Annotated in this window: 29 protein-coding genes and 1 tRNA gene; 11 read left to right on the forward strand and 19 right to left on the reverse strand. The window is 33.7% G+C overall.

Annotation, left to right across the window (positions count from 1 at the left end):
- Positions 1-211: 211 nt before the first annotated feature.
- From J7574_RS18435 to J7574_RS18465, 7 genes are all read right to left on the reverse strand, one after another.
- Complete coding sequence (locus tag J7574_RS18435; protein ID WP_290972049.1) at positions 212-694, reverse strand: GNAT family N-acetyltransferase; 483 nt, start codon at positions 692-694, stop codon at positions 212-214.
- 7 nt (positions 695-701) lie between these two features.
- Complete coding sequence (locus J7574_RS18440; protein WP_290972051.1) at positions 702-2120, reverse strand: PLP-dependent aminotransferase family protein; 1419 nt, start codon at positions 2118-2120, stop codon at positions 702-704.
- Between the two features lie 17 nt (positions 2121-2137).
- Entirely contained in the window at positions 2138-2506 is a 369-nt protein-coding gene (locus J7574_RS18445) for a hypothetical protein (protein ID WP_290972054.1), read from the reverse strand.
- 168 nt (positions 2507-2674) lie between these two features.
- Positions 2675-3274 (reverse strand): DUF6624 domain-containing protein, encoded by a 600-nt coding sequence (locus tag J7574_RS18450; protein ID WP_290972057.1) that lies wholly within the window; start codon positions 3272-3274, stop codon positions 2675-2677.
- A 67-nt stretch (positions 3275-3341) separates the two neighbouring features.
- On the reverse strand, positions 3342-3599 hold the full coding sequence (locus tag J7574_RS18455; RefSeq protein ID WP_290972060.1) for a hypothetical protein: 258 nt from the start codon (positions 3597-3599) through the stop codon (positions 3342-3344).
- A 71-nt stretch (positions 3600-3670) separates the two neighbouring features.
- Positions 3671-4081 carry an ACT domain-containing protein gene (locus J7574_RS18460; protein WP_290972063.1) on the reverse strand — a complete coding sequence of 137 codons (411 nt, stop codon included), beginning with the start codon at positions 4079-4081 and terminating at the stop codon, positions 3671-3673.
- Between the two features lie 76 nt (positions 4082-4157).
- Positions 4158-4231, reverse strand: a tRNA-Met gene (locus tag J7574_RS18465).
- Between the two features lie 150 nt (positions 4232-4381).
- Here J7574_RS18465 and J7574_RS18470 point away from each other — a divergent pair.
- Both J7574_RS18470 and J7574_RS18475 read left to right on the forward strand, forming a co-directional pair.
- On the forward strand, positions 4382-4774 hold the full coding sequence (locus J7574_RS18470) for an START-like domain-containing protein (RefSeq protein ID WP_290972065.1): 393 nt from the start codon (positions 4382-4384) through the stop codon (positions 4772-4774).
- Positions 4775-4828: 54 nt separating this feature from the next.
- Positions 4829-5665 (forward strand): aminotransferase class IV, encoded by an 837-nt coding sequence (locus J7574_RS18475; RefSeq protein ID WP_290972067.1) that lies wholly within the window; start codon positions 4829-4831, stop codon positions 5663-5665.
- On the opposite strand, the gene J7574_RS18480 is transcribed toward J7574_RS18475, so the two are convergent.
- The 6 genes from J7574_RS18480 to J7574_RS18505 all read right to left on the reverse strand — a co-directional run bounded on the left by J7574_RS18480 (position 5662) and on the right by J7574_RS18505 (position 11573).
- Positions 5662-6222 carry a YqgE/AlgH family protein gene (locus J7574_RS18480; RefSeq protein WP_290972070.1) on the reverse strand — a complete coding sequence of 187 codons (561 nt, stop codon included), beginning with the start codon at positions 6220-6222 and terminating at the stop codon, positions 5662-5664. The genes J7574_RS18475 and J7574_RS18480 overlap by 4 nt on opposite strands.
- 128 nt (positions 6223-6350) lie before the next feature.
- The gene (locus J7574_RS18485) at positions 6351-6623 is read right to left on the reverse strand and encodes an HU family DNA-binding protein (RefSeq protein ID WP_008464760.1); all 273 of its coding nucleotides are present in this window, start codon (positions 6621-6623) and stop codon (positions 6351-6353) included.
- Between the two features lie 180 nt (positions 6624-6803).
- Positions 6804-7751 (reverse strand): methionyl-tRNA formyltransferase, encoded by a 948-nt coding sequence (gene fmt, locus J7574_RS18490; protein ID WP_290972073.1) that lies wholly within the window; start codon positions 7749-7751, stop codon positions 6804-6806.
- Positions 7751-9646 (reverse strand): ATP-dependent DNA helicase RecQ, encoded by a 1896-nt coding sequence (locus J7574_RS18495; protein WP_290972076.1) that lies wholly within the window; start codon positions 9644-9646, stop codon positions 7751-7753. Before J7574_RS18495 ends, fmt begins: the two co-directional genes overlap by 1 nt.
- Positions 9647-9712: 66 nt before the next feature.
- Positions 9713-10246 (reverse strand): ATP-binding protein, encoded by a 534-nt coding sequence (locus J7574_RS18500; RefSeq protein ID WP_290972080.1) that lies wholly within the window; start codon positions 10244-10246, stop codon positions 9713-9715.
- A gap of 409 nt (positions 10247-10655) precedes the next feature.
- The gene (locus J7574_RS18505) at positions 10656-11573 is read right to left on the reverse strand and encodes a carboxylesterase family protein (protein WP_290972082.1); all 918 of its coding nucleotides are present in this window, start codon (positions 11571-11573) and stop codon (positions 10656-10658) included.
- A gap of 251 nt (positions 11574-11824) precedes the next feature.
- Here J7574_RS18505 and J7574_RS18510 point away from each other — a divergent pair, with 251 nt between their 5' ends.
- From J7574_RS18510 to J7574_RS18525, 4 genes are all read left to right on the forward strand, one after another.
- On the forward strand, positions 11825-12121 hold the full coding sequence (locus J7574_RS18510) for a DUF493 family protein (protein ID WP_290972084.1): 297 nt from the start codon (positions 11825-11827) through the stop codon (positions 12119-12121).
- 4 nt (positions 12122-12125) lie between these two features.
- Positions 12126-12848, forward strand: coding sequence for a DUF4290 domain-containing protein (locus tag J7574_RS18515; RefSeq protein ID WP_290972087.1), 723 nt, complete (start codon positions 12126-12128; stop codon positions 12846-12848).
- Between the two features lie 98 nt (positions 12849-12946).
- Positions 12947-14260 carry a UDP-N-acetylglucosamine 1-carboxyvinyltransferase gene (murA, locus tag J7574_RS18520; protein WP_290972090.1) on the forward strand — a complete coding sequence of 438 codons (1314 nt, stop codon included), beginning with the start codon at positions 12947-12949 and terminating at the stop codon, positions 14258-14260.
- A gap of 142 nt (positions 14261-14402) precedes the next feature.
- A complete protein-coding gene (locus J7574_RS18525) occupies positions 14403-15278 on the forward strand; it encodes a cation diffusion facilitator family transporter (RefSeq protein ID WP_290972093.1) in 876 nt (291 codons plus the stop codon).
- 223 nt (positions 15279-15501) lie between these two features.
- Here the strand turns inward: J7574_RS18525 and J7574_RS18530 are convergent, their stop codons facing one another.
- From J7574_RS18530 to J7574_RS18540, 3 genes are all read right to left on the reverse strand, one after another.
- Positions 15502-17991, reverse strand: coding sequence for a DUF5686 and carboxypeptidase regulatory-like domain-containing protein (locus tag J7574_RS18530; RefSeq protein WP_290972096.1), 2490 nt, complete (start codon positions 17989-17991; stop codon positions 15502-15504).
- A gap of 157 nt (positions 17992-18148) precedes the next feature.
- Positions 18149-18562 carry a type II 3-dehydroquinate dehydratase gene (gene aroQ, locus J7574_RS18535; RefSeq protein WP_125722683.1) on the reverse strand — a complete coding sequence of 138 codons (414 nt, stop codon included), beginning with the start codon at positions 18560-18562 and terminating at the stop codon, positions 18149-18151.
- Between the two features lie 132 nt (positions 18563-18694).
- Positions 18695-19255, reverse strand: coding sequence for a porin family protein (locus J7574_RS18540; protein ID WP_290972102.1), 561 nt, complete (start codon positions 19253-19255; stop codon positions 18695-18697).
- 292 nt (positions 19256-19547) lie between these two features.
- Between J7574_RS18540 and J7574_RS18545 the strand changes: the two genes are divergently transcribed.
- The 5 genes from J7574_RS18545 to J7574_RS18565 all read left to right on the forward strand — a co-directional run bounded on the left by J7574_RS18545 (position 19548) and on the right by J7574_RS18565 (position 24232).
- Positions 19548-20051 carry a hypothetical protein gene (locus tag J7574_RS18545; protein WP_290972105.1) on the forward strand — a complete coding sequence of 168 codons (504 nt, stop codon included), beginning with the start codon at positions 19548-19550 and terminating at the stop codon, positions 20049-20051.
- 202 nt (positions 20052-20253) lie between these two features.
- Positions 20254-20826: a porin family protein gene (locus J7574_RS18550; protein WP_290972108.1), complete on the forward strand. Its 573-nt coding sequence runs from the start codon at positions 20254-20256 to the stop codon at positions 20824-20826.
- 154 nt (positions 20827-20980) lie between these two features.
- Complete coding sequence (locus J7574_RS18555; protein ID WP_290972111.1) at positions 20981-21562, forward strand: porin family protein; 582 nt, start codon at positions 20981-20983, stop codon at positions 21560-21562.
- A 100-nt stretch (positions 21563-21662) separates the two neighbouring features.
- Positions 21663-22559, forward strand: a complete 897-nt coding sequence (gene xerD / locus J7574_RS18560; RefSeq protein WP_290972113.1) for a site-specific tyrosine recombinase XerD — start codon at positions 21663-21665, stop codon at positions 22557-22559.
- Positions 22560-22711: 152 nt separating this feature from the next.
- Positions 22712-24232 carry a PAS domain-containing protein gene (locus tag J7574_RS18565; RefSeq protein ID WP_290972115.1) on the forward strand — a complete coding sequence of 507 codons (1521 nt, stop codon included), beginning with the start codon at positions 22712-22714 and terminating at the stop codon, positions 24230-24232.
- A gap of 67 nt (positions 24233-24299) precedes the next feature.
- Here J7574_RS18565 and rny read toward each other — a convergent pair whose 3' ends face one another.
- From rny to J7574_RS18580, 3 genes are all read right to left on the reverse strand, one after another.
- The gene (gene rny, locus J7574_RS18570) at positions 24300-25859 is read right to left on the reverse strand and encodes a ribonuclease Y (RefSeq protein ID WP_290972117.1); all 1560 of its coding nucleotides are present in this window, start codon (positions 25857-25859) and stop codon (positions 24300-24302) included.
- A gap of 210 nt (positions 25860-26069) precedes the next feature.
- Positions 26070-26363, reverse strand: a complete 294-nt coding sequence (locus J7574_RS18575) for a cell division protein ZapA (protein ID WP_202006050.1) — start codon at positions 26361-26363, stop codon at positions 26070-26072.
- Positions 26364-26367: 4 nt separating this feature from the next.
- Complete coding sequence (locus J7574_RS18580) at positions 26368-26658, reverse strand: hypothetical protein (RefSeq protein WP_290972120.1); 291 nt, start codon at positions 26656-26658, stop codon at positions 26368-26370.
- Positions 26659-26798: the final 140 nt, after the last annotated feature.

Genomic DNA, 26798 nt, shown 5'->3' on the forward strand with positions numbered 1-26798 from the left:
ATAAAAAGAGAATGTTTGTAATAAAAATAGTAAAAATAATCTTTCCGTAGATTATAATTTAATGAAAATAAATGAGTTGTATTTTGTTTAATAATTGTTAGTCTATGATGGTAATTGAATAATATTTTTAAAAAGCAAAACCCTCAAACAAAAAAGTCTAAGGGTTTATTTTTACTGGAACGATGAGATGTTTTTTATGTGATATTTAAATTTAAAGATTTATCTCAAGCATCATCTGAATATCGACTCTATCATAAGCCGAAGAAAGACCTGTTATCTCTTTAAAACCTAGTTTTTTATATAATTTAATGGCTGGTTGCAGTTTGGTGTTGCTTTCCAGATAAATTTTAGAAGCGCCTTTTTCCGTTGCCCATTTTATTGCCGATTCTGCCAATAACAATCCAACGCCTTTTCCTTGTGCTTTCGGACTTACAGCCATTTTGGCTAATTCATAATCGTAATCTTTTCCGTCACTTTTTATTAAAGCACAAACGCCTAAAACCTCATCATTTAAAACCGCGGCAAAAATTTCTCCACCTTTGTTTATAATATAATCTTCAGCGTGATCGAGTGCTTTTACATCATTTGGTTCAACTACAAAATAATTCGAAATCCATTCTATGTTTAAATCCTTAAAGCTTTTTTGATACTTCGGATTATAGGTTGCTATTTCTACTTGATCTTTATTTTTCATAATTCTATTAAATACTGTTTTTTATTATTCTGCCCAATTTTTCCAAATCAGATTCTACGCGTTCGTTCCATTCCAAAGCATAATTCAGACGCATGCAGTTGTTGTACTGATTGTATTGCGAAAAAATTCTCCCAGGCGCAAAATTGACTTTCTGGTTTAGGGCAGTATTGAATAATTCTGTTGTGGATATTCTTTTGTCTAATTCTAACCATAACATAAAACCGCCTTTTGGCTGTGCGATTTTGGTATTGTCTGGAAAATAAGCCTCAACAGCGCGATTCATCTGAAGGTAATTGGCATAAAGTTTATTTCTGAAAGTCCGCAAATGATGATCGTAACGCCCGTGTTCTAAAAAATCGGTAATAACATCCGAATACAATGAAGAATTGCAGACCGTTTGCACCAATTTTTGACGGATTATTTTATCCTTAAATTTTCCTGGAGCAATCCATCCAACGCGATAACCTGGCGCAAGAGTTTTAGAAACCGATCCGAGCCATAAAACCAAACCAGCTTCATCATAAAACTTGCAAGGCTTTGGGCGTTCTGAACCAAAATATAGATTGCCATAAATATCGTCTTCAATCAACGGAACATTATATAACGTAATCAGTTTAACCAATTCCTTCTTATTCTCATCTGGCATTTGAAATCCCATTGGATTATTGAAATTGGTAATAAAGCAGCATGCTTTTATTTCTGGAAGTACTTTTTTCAAAGCTTCTAGATCTAAGCCGTACAAAGGATGAGTCGGAATTTCAACTGCTTTTAATCCCAATTCCTTAATGGCCTGAAGTATTCCGAAATAAGCAGGACTTTCTATTGCCACGCTGTCGCCTGGAGAGGTAACCGCCATAAGCGCATTGTAAATGGCATGCATAGCGCCAGAAGTAATGACAATATCATCTTCGGTAATTTTTCCTTCCATTACAATTGCCCATTTGGCAATAGCACGGCGAAGTTCTTCTGGCCCTTGAACTGGCTCGTAAGCTGTTCCTGCATCATCTCTGTTGCGAACTGCATTAATAATGCCTTTATTTAGTTTTGCAATAGGGAGAAAATTCTTTCCGGGTAATCCCAGTGCAAATTGTGTGACATCTGATTGATTGATGGTTCCGAAAACTTTATCGATAAGCTCTTCGGGCGTATTTCCTGTTTCGTGATTGTTGATGCTGGCAATTGTTGGGAGAGCCATTGTGCGCTGCGAACTTTTGCTTACATAATACCCTGTTTTGGGGCGTGATTCTATAAGCGAACGGCTTTCGAGTTCTAAATACGCTTGCTTGACGGTGTTTAGACTAACATTATACAGTTTTTGAGCGCTCCTGACAGAAGGCAATTTGTCGCCAAGCACCAAGGTTTCATTGTGAATCTGATCTTCAATGATTTTAGCTATTTTTAAATATAATGTCTCACGATTCTTCATTTGCTTTTTTTTAGCGTTTAAAAGTTCAGATAGTGAATAAAATGTTCCGTGCTTTGTTTTAGTTGTGCAACATTATTGAAATTGCCACTTCTTTTTTTGGTTAGAAAATTTTGAATGTATGCATTAAACTTTGCTTTGTCTGAATTGGTCAAACTTCCAGCATCATAAATTTTAAACCCGATTTCGTTGTTTTCATCCAGTATTAAACTGGCAAACGCATTTATTACATTGCTTTTTTCTGAGAGAAGAAAAGGCACTCCAAATAGCATTTTATCTTCGGCTTTTTCACGCATATTTTGAATAAAGATGTTTTGCAAAATCTCCATGTCAAATACATAAACTTCTCTAAATGTTGTTTTTTCCTGTGTTGCTACTTTAGATTCCATGACTTTTTTTAGCAAAATTATCGCTATTCAAGATTTGGGTACAGATACAGAAAAGTCTTTTTTTAAGGATACAGATTAAAATTACTGTTTTTATTCGAATCGGTAAAAACTGTCCATTGACTTTTTACAGTAGGAGGGATTAATTTAGACTTACAGTTGGATTTGAAGTTATTTTATCCATCCTGTTTTTCTTCTCCATTCAAGAGCTTCTTGTTTTCGTTTTTCGAAATCTTCGGGAGGCAATTGATTTTCTTGTATTATTCGTTTTCGAATAATTTCAGTTTGCTCTTCAAGAGAGTTAAGTCCAATAGATTGTCTTCTTTGATTTACCATTTGTAAGTCATCGAATAAATTGGGACTTAAATTTCCTTTTTCATCCCAATCAAATTGGGTTCCGTAAAGTTGTGGATTTCCTTCAAAGACGGCTATTCTATCTATTAAATAGGCAAGATTAATAGGATCTGCTTGATTTTCTTTGACTGCATTTTGCAATTGATCTGCACATCGTTTCATAAAATCTGGAGATCCAATAGAATGCTGTATGATTAGCCAAGCAGCTTCGCTCGCTTCTTTCCCAACTTTATCAATCGTAGGATAACCAATTGTATTTATAATTTCATTTAAAATTATTGCATTTTGCTGATGCAGTTTTTCCATTTCTTCATCATATCCTTCAGAAAGTTTTTTGCTTTCAATAAGCTTGTTTCTCAATTTGAGATCAGCGTTTTTCAACTCAACTATTCTTTCGGAAATGATTTTGTTATCCATTTGATATTGGTTAAAAGAATTAACTGTAAATGGTTTTTAATTTACAAAAGATAGTCTCTGGATGAAATTAATTATTATCCTTTTCCAAATCAGCAGCAGAAATCTGATCTAGGATATTGGTTTGATTGGGCGAAATATAATTTTTGTTTTCAATCGTGGCTTCTTTCTTAAAAAGAAGATCTAAGGCATTATATAGTTTTAATAAAACATCTCTGTCTGCTTTGTCGATTTCTAAAGCAGTATTAAAATTAAAAACATAATTGTTCGAATTACGTACTTCGACTTTTATTGTTTTTGATGTGATCTTAAATTTGACTATATCCATATATTCATAAATTACCTTTGCAAAATAACTATTTTAATGGCAGTTATCGCGGATATTTTTTGATTTTTTAATTACAAAGAATTTTTATTTTCTTCTTTTAATTTTAATAACACATCCATTGCCTTCTGAGCGTCATTTTCATCAACAAATATATGGTCGTGTAAATAAGCGGCAACTACATTACAGCTAATATTGGCATTCCCTAAAGCCTGAGAAAATGCAGCAGTCAAACCTACCGCAGCCAAAGAAGAATGAACTTCTAAAGTAATCCAAGAAGCAACATAAGAAAAGTTTAGATTAAGTTCTTCTGCAAAACGCTTTTCTAGCACTACAGTAATTCCTTCTTGTTCTTTAAACAGGAACAAAATTTTAGAAAAAGGAATCAAGTCTATAGAATCTACTTTTATAAAAACATATTTTCCGTCGTTAAGAATTGGATTAAGATTCTTTAAAATAGTGCTTAAATTTATTTCGCCTTCCATAAAAACTAGTGTTATTTTTATTTAAAAATAATAAAAAACCCTTAAACATTTCTGTTTAAGGGTTTTACTTTCTGAGTAGCGAGGACGGGAGTTGAACCCGTGACCTCAGGGTTATGAATCCTGCGCTCTAACCAACTGAGCTACCTCGCCTGGACTGCTATCATGAATTCCTGATTGCGGGTGCAAAGATATAAATAATATTAAAGCATACAAGCATAAAATGAAGAAAAAAAAATATTTTTAAAAATGCATTGTTTTTGGACATATATTCTTATATTTCGAAAAAAAATAAAGTAGCACATGGAGTCAAAAATACGTTACGAAATCGAGTTTCCGATCAATTCTTCGCCACAATTATTGTATCAATATATATCAACGCCGTCAGGTTTACAAGAATGGTTTGCTGACAATGTCAATTCAAGAGGTGAGTTTTTTACTTTCATTTGGAACGATTCGCAGGAAAAAGCGCGCTTGGCTTCAAAAAAATCGGGTGAAAAAGTAAAATTTAAATGGGTTGACGAAAGCAGTAAAGATACTGAGTACTTTTTTGAGCTTCATATTTTAGTAGATGAATTAACTAAAGATGTATCATTAATGGTAGTCGATTTTGCCGATAAAGAGGAATTAGGCGAAGCTAAACAATTGTGGGAGAATCAAATCTCAGATCTAAAACATCTTATAGGATCTGTTTAGCAAAAGTCTATTTTATAGCTTATATTTGCCCTGAACAAAATTCAGGGTTTTTTTATGATTAATTTTAACGGAAACATAGCGCAAGAAGATACTATATTAACTCAAAATCGCGCTTTTTTATACGGAGACGGTATCTTTGAAACAGTAAAAATTATCAACGGAAAAATCTTGTTTCTTGAGGATCATTATTTTAGACTAATGGCTTCTATGCGAGTAGTCAGAATGATGATTCCGATGAATTTTACAATGGAATATTTTGAAGAGCAGATTCTTAATTTGGTAAATGAACAAGGAATCTCAGCTTCGGCAAGAGCAAGAATTACTGTTTTTAGAAATGATGGCGGTTTATATCTTCCAAAAACTAACGATATTTCATTCCTAATCAACGCAACGCCGCTTGAAAATACTTCTTATAGCATAAATTCTAACGAATATGAAGTAGATCTCTATAAAGACTTCTATGTGACAAAACAATTATTATCGTCTCTTAAAACGACTAATAAGATGATTAATATTACGGGAAGCATTTATGCGCATGAAAATGATCTTGCCAACTGTATTTTGCTGAATGACAGCAAAAATGTAGTAGAAGCACTTCAAGGAAATGTTTTTATGGTAATGGGGAAAAAGCTTATTACACCTCCAGTTTCAGAAGGTGCACTAAACGGAATTATGCGTAAACAAATTTTAGCGCTGGCTAAAAAAATAGAAGGCATAGAAGTGCTAGAAGAAGTAATTTCGCCATTTGATCTTCAAAAAGCTGACGAATTATTTCTGACTAATGTAATCATGGGAATACAGCCGATAACTAAATATCGAAAAAAGGAGTTTACAACAAATCTGGCTCATTTATTAGTGCAGAAACTAAATGAATCCATAACTGAAAATTAATTCAGATATGGATTTTCTGGTGCGTTAGACCATATAAGATAATCACCGCCAAGCTCAATAATCTGCTCTTTCCAAAAATGAGTGGTAGATTTTCCGATAATTTTATTTTTATAACTATTATCGGCAATAATCCAAGAGTTTCCTTGCATCTCATTCTCGAGCTGATTTTCTTCCCAGCCGGTATAACCTAAGAAAAAGCGAATGTTGTTTTTACTAATCGATCCGTTGTTTATTAGGTCTTTGGTGGACTCAAAATCGCCTCCCCAATAAATTCCATTTGAAATTTCCACACTGTTTGGAATTAACTCAGGAATATTGTGAATAAAATAAAGGTTGTCTTGTTCTACAGGGCCTCCGTTATATATCTTAAAGTTAGCATCAATCTCAGGTATTAAGTCATTAATAGTATATTTTAATGGCTTGTTAATTATAAAACCAATTGATCCTTCCTTGTTATGGTCTGCTAATAAAATTACCGATCTGTTAAAAGATAAATCTCCAATTATTGAAGGCTCGGCAATAAGCAGGTGTCCTTTTTTTAATTTTTCTGAAATCATACGGTTACAATTTTTATTAAATTTAGTCATAAAAAAATTAAAATCCCAAATAAAATCGTTAAACCGCATAAAAAAACCTTCCATATGGAAGGTTTTAATTATATTATAAGTTTAGAGAACTTTCTTACTTAGTTCACTGCACCTTCTAATTCAGCACCTGCTTTGAATTTTACCACGTTTTTAGCAGCGATTTTAATAGTTTTTCCTGTTTGAGGGTTTCTACCGTCTCTAGCAGCTCTTGAAGAAACTGACCATGATCCAAAACCTACTAATGAAACTCTTCCACCTTTTTTCAAAGTAGTTCCTACATTACCTAAAAAAGACTCTAAAGCTAATTTCGCCGCAGCTTTTGTAATTCCTGCATCAGCAGCGATAGCATCGATTAATTCTGATTTGTTCATAATAATTAGTTATTAATTGTTGGTTAAAAAAAATTGTTAATACACAAATTTAGTAGGAAATCCGTTGCGTGCAAGTGTTTTCTTTATTTTTAGCAAAAATTGTTAATAACTTGCTTTTTTTGTTCATAAAGAATGTTGTTCATCGATAAAAAACAGGTACAAACCCCTGTTTTACTGACCTTAATACACTTTTGCAACCTCCGAAAAACTCACTCCATTTAATAATTCTGAAGCAAGCATTCTCTTTTTTCCTGGAAATTGTAGACTTAATAACTGAATAAAGCCGTCTTTTATTGCAATCTTGATCTCTTTTTTACTGCTTATTAGCTTTCCAATCTCATAAGAATGTGATTCTGAGACTAGTTTAGCTTCATAAATTTTGATGTTTAATTCTTCATTTTGGTCTTTTAAAAAGCACCAAGAAGCAGGATACGGACTTAGGCCTCGAATTAAGTTATTAATTTCTGCTCCAGATTTAGTCCAGTCAATTTTGCAGTTCTCTTTATTTAATTTGTAAGCCGTTTTAATATCGTCATTATCTTCTTGAATTGTTGTTGTAACCTTTCCGTTTTCAATAACCTTTAAAGTGTCAATTACAGTTGTGCTTCCTAAATGCATTAAACGATCATGCAATTGACCTGCAGTTTCTTCTGGCTCTATATTGATTTCCGAATTTAAAATCATAGCACCAGTATCAATTTTATCATCAATAAAAAAAGTAGTAACCCCAGTTTTAGTTTCTCCATTAATAATGGCCCAGTTAATAGGAGCGGCGCCACGATAATTTGGAAGCAAAGAAGCATGAAGATTGAAAGTTCCTAAACTTGGCATTTCCCAAACTACTTTTGGCAGCATTCTAAAAGCAACTACAATTTGCAAATTGGCGTTTAGCGCTTTTAATTCTGCTAAGAAACTCTCGTCTTTTAAATTGGTAGGCTGTAATAAAGTAAGATTGTTAGCAAGCGCATATTCTTTTACGGCCGAATATTTTATTTTTTGTCCGCGTCCCGCTGGTTTATCAGCTGCAGTGATTACGCCAACAACTTCGTAGTTATTTTTGATAATGGTATCCAAAATGCCAACGGCAAATTCTGGCGTTCCCATAAATATAATTCTCAATTTCTCCATTATGATTTTAAAGTGTATTTATTATTCGCTTGTATAATGATATGATTATTTTCGAGCAATTCCTGAAGAACCGATAAAATGTCTTTGGTGTCCATTTTGATTTGGTTTTCAATTTCTCTCGAAGTCAAAGAAGCGGTTCTGAGTAATGATAAAATCTTATCTGCAATCGAATCGGCTTCGGTTATTTTTCCTTTTAATGTAATGCAGTACGAACAGATGCCGCAGTTTTCTTTTGTTTCTTCGCCAAAATAATCTAAGACCAATCTGTTTTTGCAGGTCTTGTTGTCTTTTATATAATGTAAAACAGATAAAAGCTGATCTTTTTTAACTTCATTCTGTTTTTCTAAATATTTGGAAATTCTATTTATAGTGTGGTCATCTTCGCGAACTTCATTAAACAAAATAGTAGCATCGTTGTTTTTAGACTTGTATTCGATGATTTCTTTTTCTTTCAGTTTTTCCAAAAGTGCCACAATCTGTTCTTCAGAGCGATTGGATTTTTTTGCCAGTAAAGCTAAATTAAGATTAGACTTTACGTCGTAAATGCCAGGATAAGTTCTTAAAATGGCCAACAAAATTTCTTCGTCATTTGGATTCAGGCTCATGTAGCGAATCACTTCTTTAGATTCTATCAAAAATTGAACACTGATTTTTTCTGAGAATTCCTGAGACATTGTGATAATTCCCTGCTGATTCAAAAACTGTAAAGCATTGTATGTTTTAAGAGTAGGGAATTCGTATTTGTTGCAGAAATGATTCAGTTTAAATGAAAAAGATTCGTCAAGACCTTCGCCGTAAGCAATCTGAAAGTAATTGCAAAGTTTATTGTACATCGTTTTTAGAAACTTCTTGTCTGGCAAAATGTTTAAAAACTGCTGTTCTGTCTGAATTGAATCTGAATTATTATATAAAAGAACCGAAAAAGCTTTTGCGCCATTTCGTCCTGCACGTCCAGATTCCTGATAATAATTTTCTAAATTTTCTGGAAGCTGTGTGTGAATAACGGTTTTTACATTGTCTTTGTCAATTCCCATTCCGAAAGCATTTGTAGCCACAATTACTTGTGCCTGCTCGGACATCCACAACTGCATGTTTTTATCTTTTTCTTTAGACGAAAGTCCGCCGTGATAATATGTTGCCGTAAAGCCCAGCGACTGCAATTGCGAAGCCATATTCAAACACGCTTTGCGATTTCGTACATATATAATAGAAGGTTGCGGATTTTTTTTAAGAATCTGTTCGGTGCGGTATAATTTGTCTTCGACTTCAAAAACCATATAAGCGATATTTTTTCGCTCAAACGACTGCTGAAAATGTCTCGGATTTTTTAATTCTAATTGTGTTCTTATGTCTTCAATAACTCTCGGAGTTGCTGTTGCCGTTAGAGCTAAAAATGGAATTTTCGGAAAGAATTTTTTCAGTTCTGAGATTTTAAGATAAGCCGGTCTAAAATCGTGACCCCATTGCGAAACACAATGCGCTTCGTCGATAGCAATTAAATTAATAGGTAAATTTTTAATGCGCTCTAAAATCCAGTCTGATTGCAATCTTTCTGGTGAAAGGTATAAGAATTTGTAGTTTCCGTATTGGCAATTATCCAAAAGATCGATCATTTCTTCAGCGTGAATTCCGCCAGTAAGAGCAATCGCTTTGATGTCTCTTTTCTGCAAATTCATCACTTGATCTTTCATTAAGGCAATCAGTGGAGAAATTACTAGACAGATTCCTTCTTTCATCATCGCAGGAACCTGAAAACAAATTGATTTTCCGCCGCCCGTCGGAAGTACAGCAAAAGTATCCTGTCCTTCAAGAACAGAATCGATAATTTCTTTTTGCAACGGTCTAAAACTGTCGTGTTTCCAGTATTTTAGAAGAATATCCTGCGCTTCGAGCATTGCGTTTGTTTTAAAGTTAAAAATTTAGAAAAACAGTTTCTAGTTTTGCAACTTTAAACCATGCCGCTAAATTTTGTCTAAGATATAAAGAATTCTGTTTTCAACTGTATCTTTTGGAACCTCAATCAGTTCGTAACCGTATTTTTTATACGTTTCCACAAGATGATCTTGAATTTTTACTGCCTGATCAAAATTTTCATAACGCTCAGAATCACTTTGGTAAATTTCTTCCCAAGGCGGTAAAATAAAAGTTTTAGAATATTTGAAATCTTCGCAGGCTTTTGTAAAATGCTCTGGATATTCGTCGCCAATATAATCCATATAAGCTACAACATCAGGAATTCCTCTGTCGATAAAAACGACATTATCAGGTTCTTCAAGAGCGTTTTTGTATTGTTCAATACGTCCTTCCAACAACATTTCGCTAAACAAAAGCGGCTGTTCTAGAAACAGCTGTTCGATGCCTCGTTCTTGTGCTTTCATGGTAACCTGTCTCGAGATTTCAGGATAGCAGCAAAAGCCACGAGCTACCAATTCGTTAATAAGTGTTGATTTTCCAGTACCAGGTCCGCCAAGCAAGACAATAATTTCTTTTTGCACTATTCTAAAAATAAAGCGCAAATTTACCTAAACTTATTTATAATTAAAAAGAATATTTATCAGAAACGAAAGATTTGATATTTTGATAAATAAAAGTTGCTGATTGGGAAGAGGAAATGGTTTTATTTTAGGCAAAAGTGAAAAGTCCCATAGGGACGGCATATTTATAGAAAAATAGACGCAATAAATGTAAAAGCTCCATCGGAGCGACATAATTCAAATAGTTTATTGTCGCTCCGCTAGAGCTTTTGATTGGTGTGAAATTGAATTTTGCTATAGATATTTTGCTCCGCTGGAGCATTTTCTAAAATGGAAAAAATATTCTAAAATAAATTTATTTGAATTGCCGTTGGTTTTAACCAACGGGATTTTTGGAGATTTAGAATTTCGGCTTTAGCCTAAAAAAATATTACTCACAAAACAAATACTTCCCAGAATCCTTTCCTTTTTTATTGGAAGGAATAATCAAATGCGATTGGAATTTTTTGCCATCCAAGACATCATTCATAAAATCTAAAACATATTGCTGTCCTTGGTGGAAAAGATAGCCTGAGAATTCATGGCCGCCACCGCAAAAAGTAATTAATTCAGCATCTTTGTGCAGATCAATCATTTGGTTGTAAACGGCATAAGAACCAAAAAGAATCAGCCAGCCAGAAGCATTTGTTGGGCAAGAGCGGTGCGGACTTGCAGCGTACGGAACGGTATCATCATTATTTCCGTGCGCCATTAACATCGGAATTGCTTTTTCTTTTGTAATTAAATTAATGTCCTGAAGAGCTCCCGAACCCGCAATTAGGCCTTTGTATTTAAAGTTTTCTGGAAGATTGTTTTTGTATAAATTCATCAATTTATAATCCCAAAAAGTGGCATGATAGCTAATTTCTGCACCAGCGCTAATTCCAGAAATAAAGAATTTTGAAGTGTCAAGATTGTATTTTTCGGCATTTTCAACCATGAAGGCAGTTGCTTGCCACATGTCGCTAACGCCAATTTGAATCGCTTTTATTTTTTCGGTTAAAGTCCCCTTACAGCCAAAATCTTTTCCTTTCATATATAAACTGTACGAAATGCTCGCAACGGCGTAACCATTTTTTGCCATGAACAAACCGAAGTCTTTTTCGCTTGTACGCTCTCCGCCAGAAAAACCCCCGCCAAAAGCAAATAGAATCAATGGGGTTTTTTCGTTAGCTTTTTTCTTTGGCAGATATAAATCTAAATCGAGTTTTAAAGTGTCGTTTTGGAAATAGGTTAGAGTTTTAACTTCTTGTGCATTGCTATTGTAAAAAGTGAAAAATGTAAAAAGTAAGAAGATGATTTTTTTCATTGTGAATGTGTTTTAATCTCGCAAAGTCGCGAAGTCGCAGAGTTTTTCAGCCACGAATTCACGAATTTTTATTTTTTTGATTTGCCAAGTTAGCTAAAATTCGTGAAATTGAAATTTCAGAAAAAAGAATAGATAAAAATTCGTGAATTCGTGGCTGAAAAAATACTAGTTTTTTAGAGTCAAAAAATCTAAATTCTAAAATCTGAAATCTGAAATCAAAAACGTATATTTGCGTTTATTTTTAATTACGAATGGAGAACGATAAAGAAAAAGATACAGCCGAATTTTACGAAAGATTGAAATTGGAGCTTGATAACGCAAATACTTGGCCTGCAGAATACTTGTACAAATTTATTGTGCCTTCTCTAGCAGATAATGTAGAGCGTGTTGAAAAAGCTTTCGACAGAATGGGAGCGGTGATTAAAACAACAAAATCGAAAACAGGTAAATTTACCAGTGTTTCGGTTGATGTTACTATGCACAGCTCAGATGATGTGATCAGCAAATACAAAGAAGTTTCTACAATAGAAGGTATAGTTTCATTATAAACTTATGATCGAAAAATATAAAAGAGAAGCCGCTAGCGATGTTGTCTACAATTTAGAATACAATTCTGAAAGACAGCGTTTAATTATTCCAGAATACGGTCGTCATTTACAAAAATTGATTGATCAGGCCACTGCAATCGAAGATGATGAAACGCGCAACAAAGCTGCAAAATATATCATTCAGGTTATGGGAAGTCTGAATCCGCATTTGCGTGATGTGCCAGATTTTCAGCATAAGCTTTGGGATCAGCTTTTTATCATGTCTGATTTTAAACTGAATGTAGAATCGCCATATCCAATTCCGTCTCGCGATGTATTGCAGTTAAAACCAGAAACTTTGCAATATCCGCAGAACTTCCCAAAATACAGATTTTATGGCAATAACATCAAATACATGATTGAAGTTGCTAATAAATGGGAGGAAGGCGAAATGAAAAATGCGCTGATAATGGTAATTGCCAATCACATGAAAAAATCGTTTTTAAGCTGGAACAAAGACACAGTAAAAGATGATGTGATTTTTGAGCATTTATATGAATTATCAGGAGGCAAAATCAATTTACTGCACAGTACTGAAGAATTATTGAACACGACAGATTTAATGCGTACCAACAAACGCATGTCTAACAAAACAGCTTCTGGTGCACAGCCGAAAGTGCAGAATAACAAAAACAATAATAAAGGCGGTCAAAAAAAGAATTTTCAAAAAAACAATAATCAGAAATAAAAAAAGGTGCTAAGATGCTAAGGGACTAAGATGCTGAGTTTTTTACTTAGAATCTTAGGATCTCAGAATCTCAGAACCTCAGAACCTAAAAAAAATCTATGGGAATTTTTAAAATCGAAGGAGGAACTCCTTTAAAAGGAGAAATCACTCCACAAGGAGCAAAGAATGAGGCATTACAAATTTTATGTGCCGTGCTTCTAACAGGAGAGAAAGTGAAAATTAATAACATTCCTGATATTATAGACATCAATAAATTAATCACTTTGTTGGGGAATTTAGGGGTGAAAATTCAACGTAACGAACCAGGTTCGATTACTTTTCAAGCTGATGAAGTTAATGTTGGATATTTAGAAACTGAAGCTTTCAAAAAAGAAGGTGGAGCGCTTCGTGGTTCGATTATGATTGTTGGTCCGCTTTTGGCTCGTTTTGGAAAAGGATATATCCCAAAACCAGGAGGAGATAAAATCGGTCGCCGTAGATTAGATACACACTTTGAAGGTTTTATTAACCTTGGAGCAAAATTCAGATACAACAGAGAAGATCACTTTTACGGAGTAGAATCTCCAGCAGAAGGATTAACAGGAACAGATATGCTTCTTGACGAAGCTTCTGTAACAGGAACTGCAAACATTGTAATGGCTGCGGTTTTAGCAAAAGGAACAACTACAGTTTACAATGCCGCTTGCGAGCCTTATTTGCAACAGTTGTGTAAAATGTTGAACTCTATGGGGGCAAAAATCACTGGAGTTGGTTCGAACTTATTGACTATCGAAGGTGTTGAAAGCCTTGGTGGATGCGAGCATAGAATTTTACCAGATATGATTGAAATTGGTTCTTGGATTGGTCTTGCGGCTATGACAAAAAGCGAAATTACGATCAAAAATGTAAGCTGGGAGAATTTAGGTTTGATTCCGAATACTTTTAGAAAATTAGGTATTACGATTGAAAAACGTAACGATGATATTTATATTCCAGCTCATACAAATGGATATGAAGTGAAAACAGATATCGACGGTTCTATCTTAACTATTGCCGATGCGCCATGGCCAGGATTTACACCTGACTTATTAAGTATCGTTTTGGTTGTAGCAACTCAAGCAAAAGGAGATGTTTTAATTCACCAAAAAATGTTTGAAAGCCGTTTGTTCTTTGTGGATAAACTGATCGATATGGGGGCAAAAATTATGTTATGCGATCCGCACAGAGCTGTGGTTATGGGGCATAATTTCGAATCTCAATTGAAAGCAACTACAATGTCTTCTCCTGATATTCGTGCGGGAATCTCATTATTGATTGCTGCGCTTTCTGCAAAAGGAACTAGTACAATTCAAAATATTGAGCAGATCGATCGTGGATATGAGCGTATCGATGAGCGTTTAAGAGCAATTGGTGCTAAAATCGTAAGAGCATAAAGTTATTAGCCACGAATTCACGAATTAAACGAAAATTAATATCGTGTTTTATTACTCGAATTTTATTTAAAATTCGAGTAATTCAATTTTAAAATTGAATTTGTTTAATTCGTGAATTCGTGGCGAAAAAAAATAGTCATACATGACAAACGAACAAAAAGCTATAAAAGCTACATACTTTAGTATAGCCGGAAATACCTGCTTGGCCCTGATAAAAGGTTTAGCAGGTTTTTTTGGCAATTCATACGCCTTGATTGCAGATGCAATCGAATCAACGACAGATATATTTGCGTCGTTTTTGGTGCTGTTCGGAATTAAATATTCGAATAAGCCCGCAGATGAAAATCATCCTTACGGTCACGGTCGTGCAGAGCCACTTATCACGTTTTTGGTTGTTGGGTTTTTAATTACTTCTGCAACAATTATTGGGTACGAAAGCGTTGCTAATATTGGAACTCCGCATGATTTGCCTAAATCTTGGACGCTTTATGTGTTAGGAGCAATTATTATCTGGAAAGAATATTCTTTTCGCTTAGTAATGAAAAGAAGCAAACAAACTAATAGCACATCTCTTGCAGCCGATGCTTGGCACCATCGTAGTGATGCGATAACCTCTATTGCAGCTTTTATCGGAATTTCGATTGCACTGATTATGGGAAAAGGTTACGAATCTGCAGATGATTGGGCGGCTCTTTTTGCGGCGTTTTTTATTCTATACAACAGCTATAAAATTTTCAGACCTGCTCTTGGCGAAATTATGGATGAAAATCTTCATGAAGATTTGGTAGAAGAAATTCGTGTTATAGCACTAACGGTTCCAGGGATTTTGGGTACTGAAAAATGTTTTATTCGTAAAGCAGGAATGAAATATCATGTTGATCTGCACGCTATTGTTTCGGCAAAAATCTCTGTTAAAGAAGGACATGATTTGGCACATAAACTAAAAGATACGCTAAGAGAAAAAAATCCTGAATTAGGACATGTTTTGATACATGTTGAACCAGATGATTATAGTTAGTTTTAAGTAGCAAAGTAACAAAGTAACAAAGCGACAAAGGTTTCTTTTTATAATTGGTATTTTTTTGTCAGGCTGAGCGAAGTCGAAGCCTCACAAAGAAAGTCAAAATAAAAAATCCGCTTAAATCTGTAAAATCTACGTGAAACCAGACCTTGGATTTAAGCGGATTTTCTTTTAGATAACTTTGTCGCTTTGTTACTTTGTTACTTTGTTACTTTGTCCCTTAGTCTAACACATTCAAAATCTTCAATCCAAAAACAACGCCATTTTGCTGGATGCCGCTTTGATAAGAATGCACGTAATCGATCCTGAATAATTTGAATTTTCCGAAACCTAAATTGTCTAAACCGACTGTAAATTCAGAATACGGTTTTCGGTCAGGAATTGCTAGAGCATGAAATCCGATATTCATAGTTGATTTTAAAAGATTTAGTAACGGAATTTTATTCATGATAAAACCAGTATCATTGTATTCAGTATGCATTTCGAAATAACTGTCGTTGGTACTGTTCGAATAATACGGCATCATATTAAAAACATTCAGATAGCGATCGCTTGTTCCAATATGGGTTTGGTTTCCATTAAAATGTCTGTAATCGATAAACGAAATATTCTCGGCATTAAAGAATTTGCCTCCTCTAAAAACAGTTCCCAAAAGGCCTTTGTTTCCAAGTGATAAATCATATTGAACAGAAGCGCCAATTCTTTCATATTCGTACTTTTTTTCACTTGCCGCAAATGCTTTTTCAAATGCTAGGTAAACGGTTGGATATTTGTCATTTTTGAAATTAAATCTTCCGTCAGGTCTTGAAATGTATTTGTTGCCGAAATTGATTCTCGATGTCACAAGGGCTTTAAACAAATGATGCTGCTCAAAAGCTGGAGTTGTAAAATCATTTGGTGCCAGCGGATTGTTTGATGAGTAAACATCATCTTTCTTGAAAAACGAATAATCGGTTGTGTTAAAAAGTGGTTTGCGCTGTTCATAGCCAATTTTTCCAGTAAGATTTATTCCATTTGCAATATCTTGTCCGTAATTGATCTGAACGAATTCCAAGTTATAAAGCTTCATATAATTGTCTTTAAAAAACAAAGAACTTATGGAGTTGATTAACTTAGAAATAGGTTCGGCACTATTAAATTGGGCTGTTTTTGTACCTCCAGAACCCCAAATTGTAGCGTAATTAATGTTGTTGAATCGATGGCTGAATTCTCCAATGGCACGAAAACGTTCATCCGAAAATCCGTAATTAAACGTGGTGCTTATCGTAGTGCTTTTGCCTTCCTCTTCATTCCATTTTTTAAAAGAAAAACCAGAATCCAAATTAAAGCCTTGAACGGTATTGAAACTTAAAGAGGTCACATTAAGCAAGCCTTTATAATCGAAAGAATATTTCTTGAAGGTGTTTTTATAATCGTAACCCATTAAAATATCCCAAACCTTAAATTTATTATTTTTAGCATCTATAGAATCGGTGTATTTTTTTGATTTTCTAATCGTCTGCAAACTGTCTTTTTTAGCATAATCAGAACTCTCTTCAATGGTTAACGGAATCGGGCGGATTTCATTCCAGAAAGCGTCATCTTTTTTATTGGCATTAAGATCAAAAGCTACGATTTCATTTCCGAAAGTTTTCTTTTCAAACGAAGCAGGAAATTCGTAATTCGAATATACATAATTAAAGTTTCCGGAGAACTTTACACCAAAAATGCCTGCAGTAAACGAAAGTGTCTGTGAATTTTTAGACCATATTTTATTCTGGCTATTGTAGCTAAAATTCTGTTTTAAAGTCATTACTTCGGTAAATTCGTTTTTCATTCTGTAGCCTTTGATATCTAAATCGATGGCATAAATGGCAAAACTGTCGTCTACAATATAAATGTACCCTTCAAAAACAGGTTCTTTATCTCGTTTCGGAATAACTTTAATTTTGTTAATCTGCTGATTGTTGTTGTCGTAAAAAGTACTTTCCAATTTGTATTTGTAATAATTGAAAGCATTGTCGGCAATAGGAGAGATGAGTTTTACATCAAAATCTAAGGTATTGTCATAAAAGTCATAAGTCGACAATGCTGCCGTGTTGTAACTGTAGCCGCGATTATTGCCAGAAACTTTAGAGGCAATAATTTTTTCTTTTAGTTTGTCTGGCTTTTCGAAAGTAACTTTAGAAATAGTTTCTGATAAATATAAAATCCCGGTTCCGGTAGAATCCAAATTAGAGGCCATATCATCTCCCAATTCTACTTTTTTGCCCAAAATTTTCTTAGGAAGATCTTTTACTTTAAACATTCCTTTCGAATAAAAATCGGCGGTATATCTTCCCGTTTTATCTGAGTTTTCTTTTTTATGGGCTATTGCGCTTTTTATAATAGCATTTGCAGGATTGTTTTTAGGATCGATAATAACTTCGTTTAAAGCAAAACTTTCTTCTTGAAGCTTAACGTCTAAAATAACAGTTTTCGTTGCTGCGAGAACGGTTATTTTTTGAGTCTTATATCCTAAATATTGAAAAATAATTTTGTTTCCTCCAATTTCTTTTACATTCAGCTGATATTTCCCTTGTTCATTTGTAGTGGTTCCTGCATAAGTGTTTTCTTCAAAAACGGATACAAAAGGAAGCGGATTTCCTTTGTCATCTGTTACAGTTCCTCTAATTTGGGCAAAATTAGAAAGCGAAAAAAATAGAAAGGCAAATAAAATAAAGTTTCTCATGTAGTGTGGCTTATCTTACAAAAATATAATAAGTTAAATCTGAGCTTATTAATAATTTGTTAAATTCTAAAAGACAAAAATGAGATCGTGTGTTAGGTTGAGCGAAGTCGAAGCCTTTTACTTTACCAAACTTTCAACTTCGCCTAACAGAATTGTTTTATAAAAAAGACTGGATCGCCAATTCGTAACTTTTTAGGCCAAATCCTAAAATAACGCCCTTTGCATTTCCAGATAAATAAGATTGATGTCTAAAGCTTTCGCGTGCATAAGTATTGGAAATATGAACTTCGATTACAGGAGTAGTAACAGCTTTCATAGCGTCGCCTAAACCAATAGAAGTATGGGTGTAAGCACCAGCATTCAGGATAATTCCGTCAAAAGTAAAACCGCATTCTTGAATTTTGCCAATCAGTTCGCCTTCAATATTGCTTTGATAATACGAAAGTTCTACGTTTGGAAATTTTTGTTTCAACGTTTCAAAATAATCTTCAAAGGTTTGGCTTCCGTAAACTTCAGGTTCTCTTTTTCCTAAAAGATTCAAATTCGGTCCGTTGATAATGCAGATTTTCATAAAGTAATTTAGTTTTTAATTAGGATGTGATGCATTTTACATTTCACAATAAACATTTCACAAATAAGTGTAAAAATAAAAAAAACCGCACTAATAAATAGAGCGGTTTTTGTAAAAGTATGTGATATTCTTTTAGAACATGTAACCAGCTGAAAGTTGGAACACAGAGTTTTTGAAATCAGCTTTATCTGAAATTTCTGTTAAACCAATACCGTAACGAGCTTGAACAAAAAGACCTCCAACCACTTTTAATCCTAAACCTGCGTTAAGAGAAAAGTCAAATGTTTTTGGATCTGCAACATCAAATTCTTTTTTATTGCTAACAAGGAATGATGCCTGTGGACCAAGTTCTAAGCTAAGAGATTTAGTCATATAAAATTTTGCCATCACAGGGATAGCGATATAACCCATTTCGTTTTTGAATTCTGAAACAGCATTTTTGTATTCTGCTCCTTGTGTAGTATACAAAAGCTCTGGCTGAATAGAGAATTTTTCTAATAATTTAAGTTCTGCTACAAGACCCGCGTGGTAGCTCGTAATTCCTTCTTTGTCAACAGAAATTCCATCAAAATCGGAACCTCCTGTTTGATTTGCAAAGTTAACCCCTGCTTTTACCCCGATTTGTACAAATTGTGCGTGTACTGCTGCCGATGTTGCAAGAAACATAACAGCTATTAAAAGTATTTTTTTCATAAAAAAGGTTTTTAAAAATTTGGTATTTTAAAATGTTATTCAAAGTTCAAAACTACATATTTAGCTTTTTATTGCCTTATGTTTTAGATTAAATAATTAATAAAATTCCCACTGAGAAGTGAAATTTTGATTTTGAAAGCCTTTAAAAATCTTTTACTCCGCTGAAAATCAGTTTCTTTTTTAATATTTTTTTTCTGTCTTATTTTAATACTTTTTAAGCTTATTGCGAAGTGTTTTTTGTAGGTCTAATCTTAGTTTTGATTATTATTAATCAGATAAAAAAAATGAAATTATGAAAAAAATTGTTTTAGTTGCGATTGCAGTATTGACATTTGGATGGGCAAATGCTCAGGAAGGAAAATTTAAAGTTGGTGTTCATGCAGGACTACCTATGGGAGATGCTAAAGATGCATTTTCTGTTAACCTTGGTGCAGATGTGGCATACATGTTTAAGATAAATGATAAATTTAGTGCTGGTGCTACTACAGGTTATACTACTTATTTGGGTAAAGATTACACTTACTCTTTTATGGGCTATTCTGTAACTGAAAAAGGCGAGACGGCTGGTTTTATTCCAGTAGCGGGAACAGCTCAATATTCGCTTATTGATTCACTTTTTGTTGGAGCAGATCTAGGATATGCTATTAAAGCAGGTGGAGATATAGATGGAGGATTTTTATATCAGCCAAAATTTGGTTATCAAAATGAAAAAATTGAGGTATATGCTGCCTACAAAGGAATTTCAAATAATGGAACTATTTCATCTCTAAATCTTGGAGTTAATTATAAATTCTAGATAATTTCTTTAGTTAATTCAAAAAAGCCTTCTTGTCATTCAAGGAGGTTTTTTTTGTTGCTGAAAATCTTATTTATATTAGCTTAATTCAAAATTAACAATTAACAGGTTAGTTACTATTTTATTTGTTAAATTCCTAATGTTGATTTATGAAGAATATTTTTATATTTGACCTAATTAATTTAACCCAAAACATATCAGAATGAAAAAAATTATTTTATCTGCCATTGCAATTATGGCTTTTGCATTCACAAATGCTCAGTCAACAAGATTTGGAGTAAAAGGAGGTCTTAATATTTCCAATATTGTTGGAGGAGATGTAAACAATAATAGTTCATTAGTTGGATTTCATATCGGTGGATTGGCTGAAATTCACGTAGTCGAGAAGTTTTATATTCAGCCAGAGCTTTTATTCTCTACTCAAGGAGCTAAATTTGATGGTCCTGCTTCAGATGTAAAATTAAATTATTTAAACATTCCTGTATTAGCGAAATACTACATTGTTGACAAAAAATTTAATGTAGAAGCTGGTCCACAACTTGGTATTTTATTATCAGCTAAAGCAAATGGTAATGATTTTAAAGATTATACTAGATCAACAGATTTAGGATTTAATTTAGGAGCTGGATATAGTTTTACTGAGAACTTATCAGTTGGTCTTCGTTACACAATTGGTTTATCTCCAATCACTGATAAAAATATTGATAATTCTAGTGATTATTATGATAGCGCAAAAAATAGCAATTTACAGCTTTCTTTAGCGTATATATTCTAATCAGAATTTCGAAATATTTTAAAAACCTTCCTCATAAAGGAAGGTTTTTTTATGCGTATGTTAATTCTTTATTTATGAATTAAAAAAGTAAATTTTTAGTAAGTATATTTTTATATTTGACTAATTAATTTAACCGAACAAAAAAATGTAAAGAATGAAAAAAAGTATTTTATCTGCTCTATTACTTATGGTATTTGGTTTTGCGAATGCTCAAGCAACTGGGAGTAGATTTGGAATTAAAGGTGGCGTTAATTTTCCAACTAGTTCTAGTGATTTTCATGAAAATGAAACTTTAATAGGATATCAGGTTGGTATTTTTTCGGAAATTAAACCGGAAGAAAAATATGGCATTCAGCCTGAACTTCTATATTCAACTCACGGAGTGAAAAATAAATTTGTACAGGATGGTATTGCGTACAATAATGATATTAAATTAAGCTATTTGAATTTGCCTATTTTGGCTAAATATTTTGTTATTGATGGATTAACCGTTCAGGCAGGTCCGCAAATTGGGTTTTTAATGCATGCTGAAGAAAATGGTGTAAATATTACAGATCATGTTAAAACTATCGATTTTGGTTTGGACTTTGGTATTGGCTATAATTTTCTGGAGGTTTGTTCAGTAGATCTTCGTTATAGCTTAGGTTTGTCAAATGCGGTGGATTTTCATGTTGGAGATAATAATTATAAAATTAAAAACAACGTATTTTCTTTGGCTTTTGGATGTAAATTATAAATTCAATATTAAATATTGAAAAACCTTTCTCCCTTGAGAAAGTTTTTTTATCTCGTTGTATGAGATATTTTTTATGTCTAAAAATGTTTACTTTGTATGTATGAATTGGAGCAGGTATATAAAAGATTATCAGTCGTACTTGAGGATTGAGCGAGGTTTATCTAAAAATACAATCGAAAACTATGGTTTTGATATTGAGCGGTTATGTCTCTTTTTAGAAACCAATCAAATAGATGTTTCGCCAATAAAAATCTCCGATGAAATATTACAGCAGTTTATTTATACCGTTGCAAAAGAGCTAAATCCAAGGTCGCAGGCGAGAATTATTTCTGGGCTTAAAAGCTTTTTTAATTATTTGGTTTTTGAAGATTATAGAAATGATAATCCTTTAGAATTAATAGAAGCGCCTAAAACTGGGCGTAAATTGCCCGATACTTTATCGCTACAAGAAATAGATGCTTTAATAGAAACAATTGATTTAAGCACCAACGAGGGCGAACGCAATAGAGCGATGCTCGAGACTTTGTATGGCTGCGGATTGCGTGTTTCGGAGTTGATTTCGCTAAAAATTTCGGATCTTTTTTTTGATGAAGGTTTTATTAAAATAACGGGTAAAGGCAATAAAGAGAGATTTGTTCCGATAGGATCTTTAACGCAAAAATATATTGATATTTATAGAAATGCTGTTCGTTCTAATTTAAACATTAAAAAAGGAGCAGAAGACACGTTGTTTTTAAATAGAAGAGGCAATCAGTTAACACGTGCGATGGTTTTTACTATTATAAAAGATCTTGCACAAAAAATGGGATTGAAGAAAAACATAAGTCCGCATACGTTACGGCATTCTTTTGCGACGCATCTCCTTGAAAATGGCGCCGACTTAAGATCTATTCAATTAATGCTTGGGCATGAATCTATTACAACAACAGAAATTTATGTGCATTTGGACCGCAGTTTTTTAAAAGAAGTGATGCATAGTTTTCATCCTAGGAAATAATTTTTGTAGTATTACGCGTATATTATTCTGAAAATTTATATATTGTATTAAGTTTTTGTTTTAATAGAAATAAAAAGCAAAAAAGCATCGTGATTTATTTTGCCTTTTTTTGAATAAGTTCTGAATATCTTATTTACATAAAAAAGTAGTGTATGGTTTTTGATTTATATGGAAATGACGATTGTTTGGAGGTAAATAAATTTTACAAAAAATTATTTGCCGAAATGCCCGACCTACTTTTTCAGTTTGTTGTTGATGTAGATAATAATTACACTTTCCCTCTCGTAAGTAAATCGGCAGATGAAATATTTGAACTTTCCTCATCGGATTTTACTAATGACATTAAGTTTATAGTTTACGATCGAATCCTGCCACAGGATCGGGACCTTTTTTTTCAGTCTTTAGTCAAAGCTAGAAAAGAGATAAAACCTTGGGAAATTGAATTTAGGGCAACTCTTCCTAAAAAAGGAATTCGCTGGTTTAAGATTTCTTCCAAAACAGAGTCTTCAGAAAATGGAGATGTAGTTTTTTATGGGCATGTCTCAGATATTACAGAACTAAAAGATAAGGAAGAAAAGCTTAGAATTTCTGAGGAACGTTTTCAATTTGCACTTGATGCTTCAACTGCTGGAATTTGGGACTGGGATATGGTGACCAATCGGGTTTTTTATTCTTCTTTGTCTCTTAAAATTCTAGAACTCGATTCTGCTGATATTTTTGACGAGCCAGAGCGTTGGGATAAAATTGTGCATCCTGATGATCTTCCGAAATATTACTCTGATATCCACGATCATTTTGATAATAAGATTCCGTTTTACGAAAATTACCATCGCGTGATGACATCTAGCGGCAATTATAAATGGATTTTAGACCGCGGAAAAGTTATTAAACGAGATGAAAACGGAAGGCCTTTACGTGTTATCGGAACGCATACTGATGTTTCGGCTCAAAAAGAGAAAGAGTTGGAGCTTATGAAAACTATGAAGCTCTACAGTGATCAGAATAGTCGCCTCTTAAACTTTTCTCATATTGTTTCGCACAATTTAAATACGCAGGCCGGAAATATAAAATCGATTTTAGACCTTATTGATGCTGATGTTAACAAACAGACGGTGACAGAGATGCTAGAATATTTGCGTGCTGTTTCGAATGATCTGAATGAGACCATTTCAAATCTTACTCAAATTGTAAAAACGCAAAGTAATCTTAATATTGCGGTAGTGCCTCTTAAACTTTGTGAGTATATAGAAAAGACTATTTCGACAATCAAAGGTTATGATAAACAGCGCAAAGTGACTATTATAAACAATGTTCCGAAGTATCTGACCATTAATTTTAATCCGGCCTATATGGAAAGTGTTTTGTTGAATTTTACAACAAATGCGATCAAATATGCGCATCCAGATCGCGATCCTGTAATTACTTTCGATTTTGCGATAGAACCAGAAGGTTATAAATCGCTTAAGATTACAGATAATGGTCTCGGAATCGATTTGAAGGTTTATGGAGATTTGCTATTCGGAATGTATAAAACCTTTCATAAGCATCAAGAGGCGCGGGGTATAGGATTGTACATTACACGCAATCAAATTGAAGCGATGAAAGGAACTGTTGAAGTAGAAAGTGAAGTAGGGGTAGGAACAAGCTTTAAAATTGTTTTTAATGACATGTAAAACTCAAAATGCGATATAAAACAAAAGGCTGTCAATTGACAGCCTTTTGTTTTATATATCCTATAGATTATTTAGCAATATTTACAGCTCTTGTCTCTCTAATAACGGTAACTTTTACCTGTCCTGGATAAGTCATCTCCGTTTGAATTTTTTGAGAAATTTCGAAAGATAAGTTTGCTGCATTATCATCAGAAACTTTTTCGCTTTCTACAATTACACGAAGTTCTCTACCAGCTTGAATTGCATAAGCATTTTTAACTCCGCTAAATCCATAAGCTACATCTTCAAGATCTTTCAAACGCTGGATGTAAGAATCTAAAACCTGACGTCTAGCTCCAGGTCTAGCTCCAGAAATGGCATCGCAAACTTGGATAATCGGTGATAATAAAGATTTCATTTCAATCTCGTCGTGGTGTGCTCCAATCGCGTTGCAAACTTCTTCTTTCTCACCATATTTCTCAGCCCATTGCATACCTAAAAGCGCGTGTGGCAAATCGCTTTCTGTATCTGGCACTTTTCCGATATCGTGTAATAAACCTGCTCTTTTTGCCAGTTTTACGTTTAGTCCTAATTCTGCAGCCATAATACCGCAAAGTTTAGAAACCTCTCTTGAGTGCTGTAATAAGTTTTGTCCGTAAGAAGAACGGTATTTCATTCTACCGACAACTTTAATTAATTCAGGGTGTAAACCGTGAATTCCTAAGTCGATTACAGTACGTTTTCCAACTTCAATAATTTCGTCGTCGATTTGTTTGGCTGTTTTAGCAACAACTTCTTCAATTCTCGCTGGGTGAATACGTCCATCAGTTACTAATTTGTGTAAAGACAAACGAGCAATTTCTCTACGAACAGGATCGAAACAAGAAAGAATGATTGCTTCTGGCGTATCGTCTACAATGATTTCAACTCCAGTCGCAGCTTCAAGTGCTCTAATGTTACGTCCCTCACGGCCAATAATACGTCCTTTTACATCGTCAGATTCGATATTGAAAACAGAAACGCAGTTTTCTACTGCTTCTTCTGTTCCAACTCTTTGAATCGTGTTGATGATGATTTTTTTAGCTTCTTGCTGTGCTGTCAATTTTGCCTCTTCAATAGTTTCTTGAATGTGAGACATTGCCTTTGTTTTAGCTTCTGCTTTTAAGCCTTCTACCAATTGCTCTTTTGCTTCTTCAGCAGAAAGTCCAGAGATTACTTCTAATTGCTGTAACTGGCTTTTGTGAAGCTTGTCCACTTCAGCTTGTTTTTTGTCTAAAAGCTCAATTTTATTATGATATTCAGCTGTTTTAGCTTCAAAATCTTCGTTTATTTTTTTAGCTTTAGAAAGTTCGTTAGAAACTTGAGATTCTTTATCGCGCACACGTTTTTCTACTTCAGCTACTTTTTTGTCGCGTGCTAGAATAACTTGCTCGTGCTCTGATTTAAGTTCGATAAAACGCTCTTTTGCTTGAAGGATTTTATCTTTTTTAATATTTTCTGCTTCTAAATTAGCGTCTTTTAAGATCGAAGCAGCTTCTTTTTTAGCGTTTTTAATTAGGTTTGAAATATTACTTTTCTCGATAATTTTAGCTATTGCAAATCCTGCTGCAATACCTACAATACCAATAATGATCGTTATGATGTCCATGTTTATTAGGGTTTATATATAAAAAAAAGCCTACATTAATTGCTTGTATAAACTCGTAAAGACAAGTTTTGAGCTAACTCACTGTTCAAGTTTCCCAGCCAAATGGAGGGCATACTATAGTAGCGACGATTTGCTCATTCTAAATTGTTAGTGTTGAGTTTACCAATTGTGAACTAATGTAGGCAGTATCTTAGTTTCTGTAAAGAACGTTTATTTTTCGAGATATTGATCTAAAAGCGTATTTAATCTTTTGATTCTTTCGATAGTCTCTTCTCCATCGATTGCGTTATCAATCTGTTTTTGTTCTACTTGCGATGCAAATTGTAATGCGCACATAGCTAGAACATCTTGTTTGTCACGAACTGCGTAATTTTCTTCGAACTGCTTAATCATGGCATCAATTTTTTTAGAAGCACTTCTAAGTCCTTCTTCCTGAGCGGGTTCAACCGTAAGTGGGTAAACGCGGTCGGCAATTGATATTTTAATTCTAAGCTTTCCGTCCATGCTGTTAATCTGATAGTTGTGCTATACAGTAATCAATTTCGCGAATTAATGAATTTATTTTAAGCTTTGTCTCTCTCTTGTTATTGTCGCTGCCGAGCAACGAATTGGCTATCTTAAGTGTTTCATTTTGCTTCTTCAAAGCTTCTATTTCCTCAGATTGTTTCTGGATAATTTGCGCAGCTTTGGCTAGTTCTAATCGTAATACTTGATTGTTTTGCTCCAAACCTTTTGATTTCTCAAAAAGCTTTTCGACTTTATATTCAAGAGTATCAATTATTTCTGCAATTACACTCATTATACATCCTATTCATTACTTAATCATACAAAGTTAGTATTCCTTTTTATTAATGCAATTTTTTATCGATTTTTTTACATTAAAAATACCCAAATAAATGAAATTCAAGTTATTGTGTTTTTGTGGCCAATATCCTCGGT

Source organism: Flavobacterium sp. (assembly GCF_017744675.1).
Lineage (GTDB): Bacteria > Bacteroidota > Bacteroidia > Flavobacteriales > Flavobacteriaceae > Flavobacterium.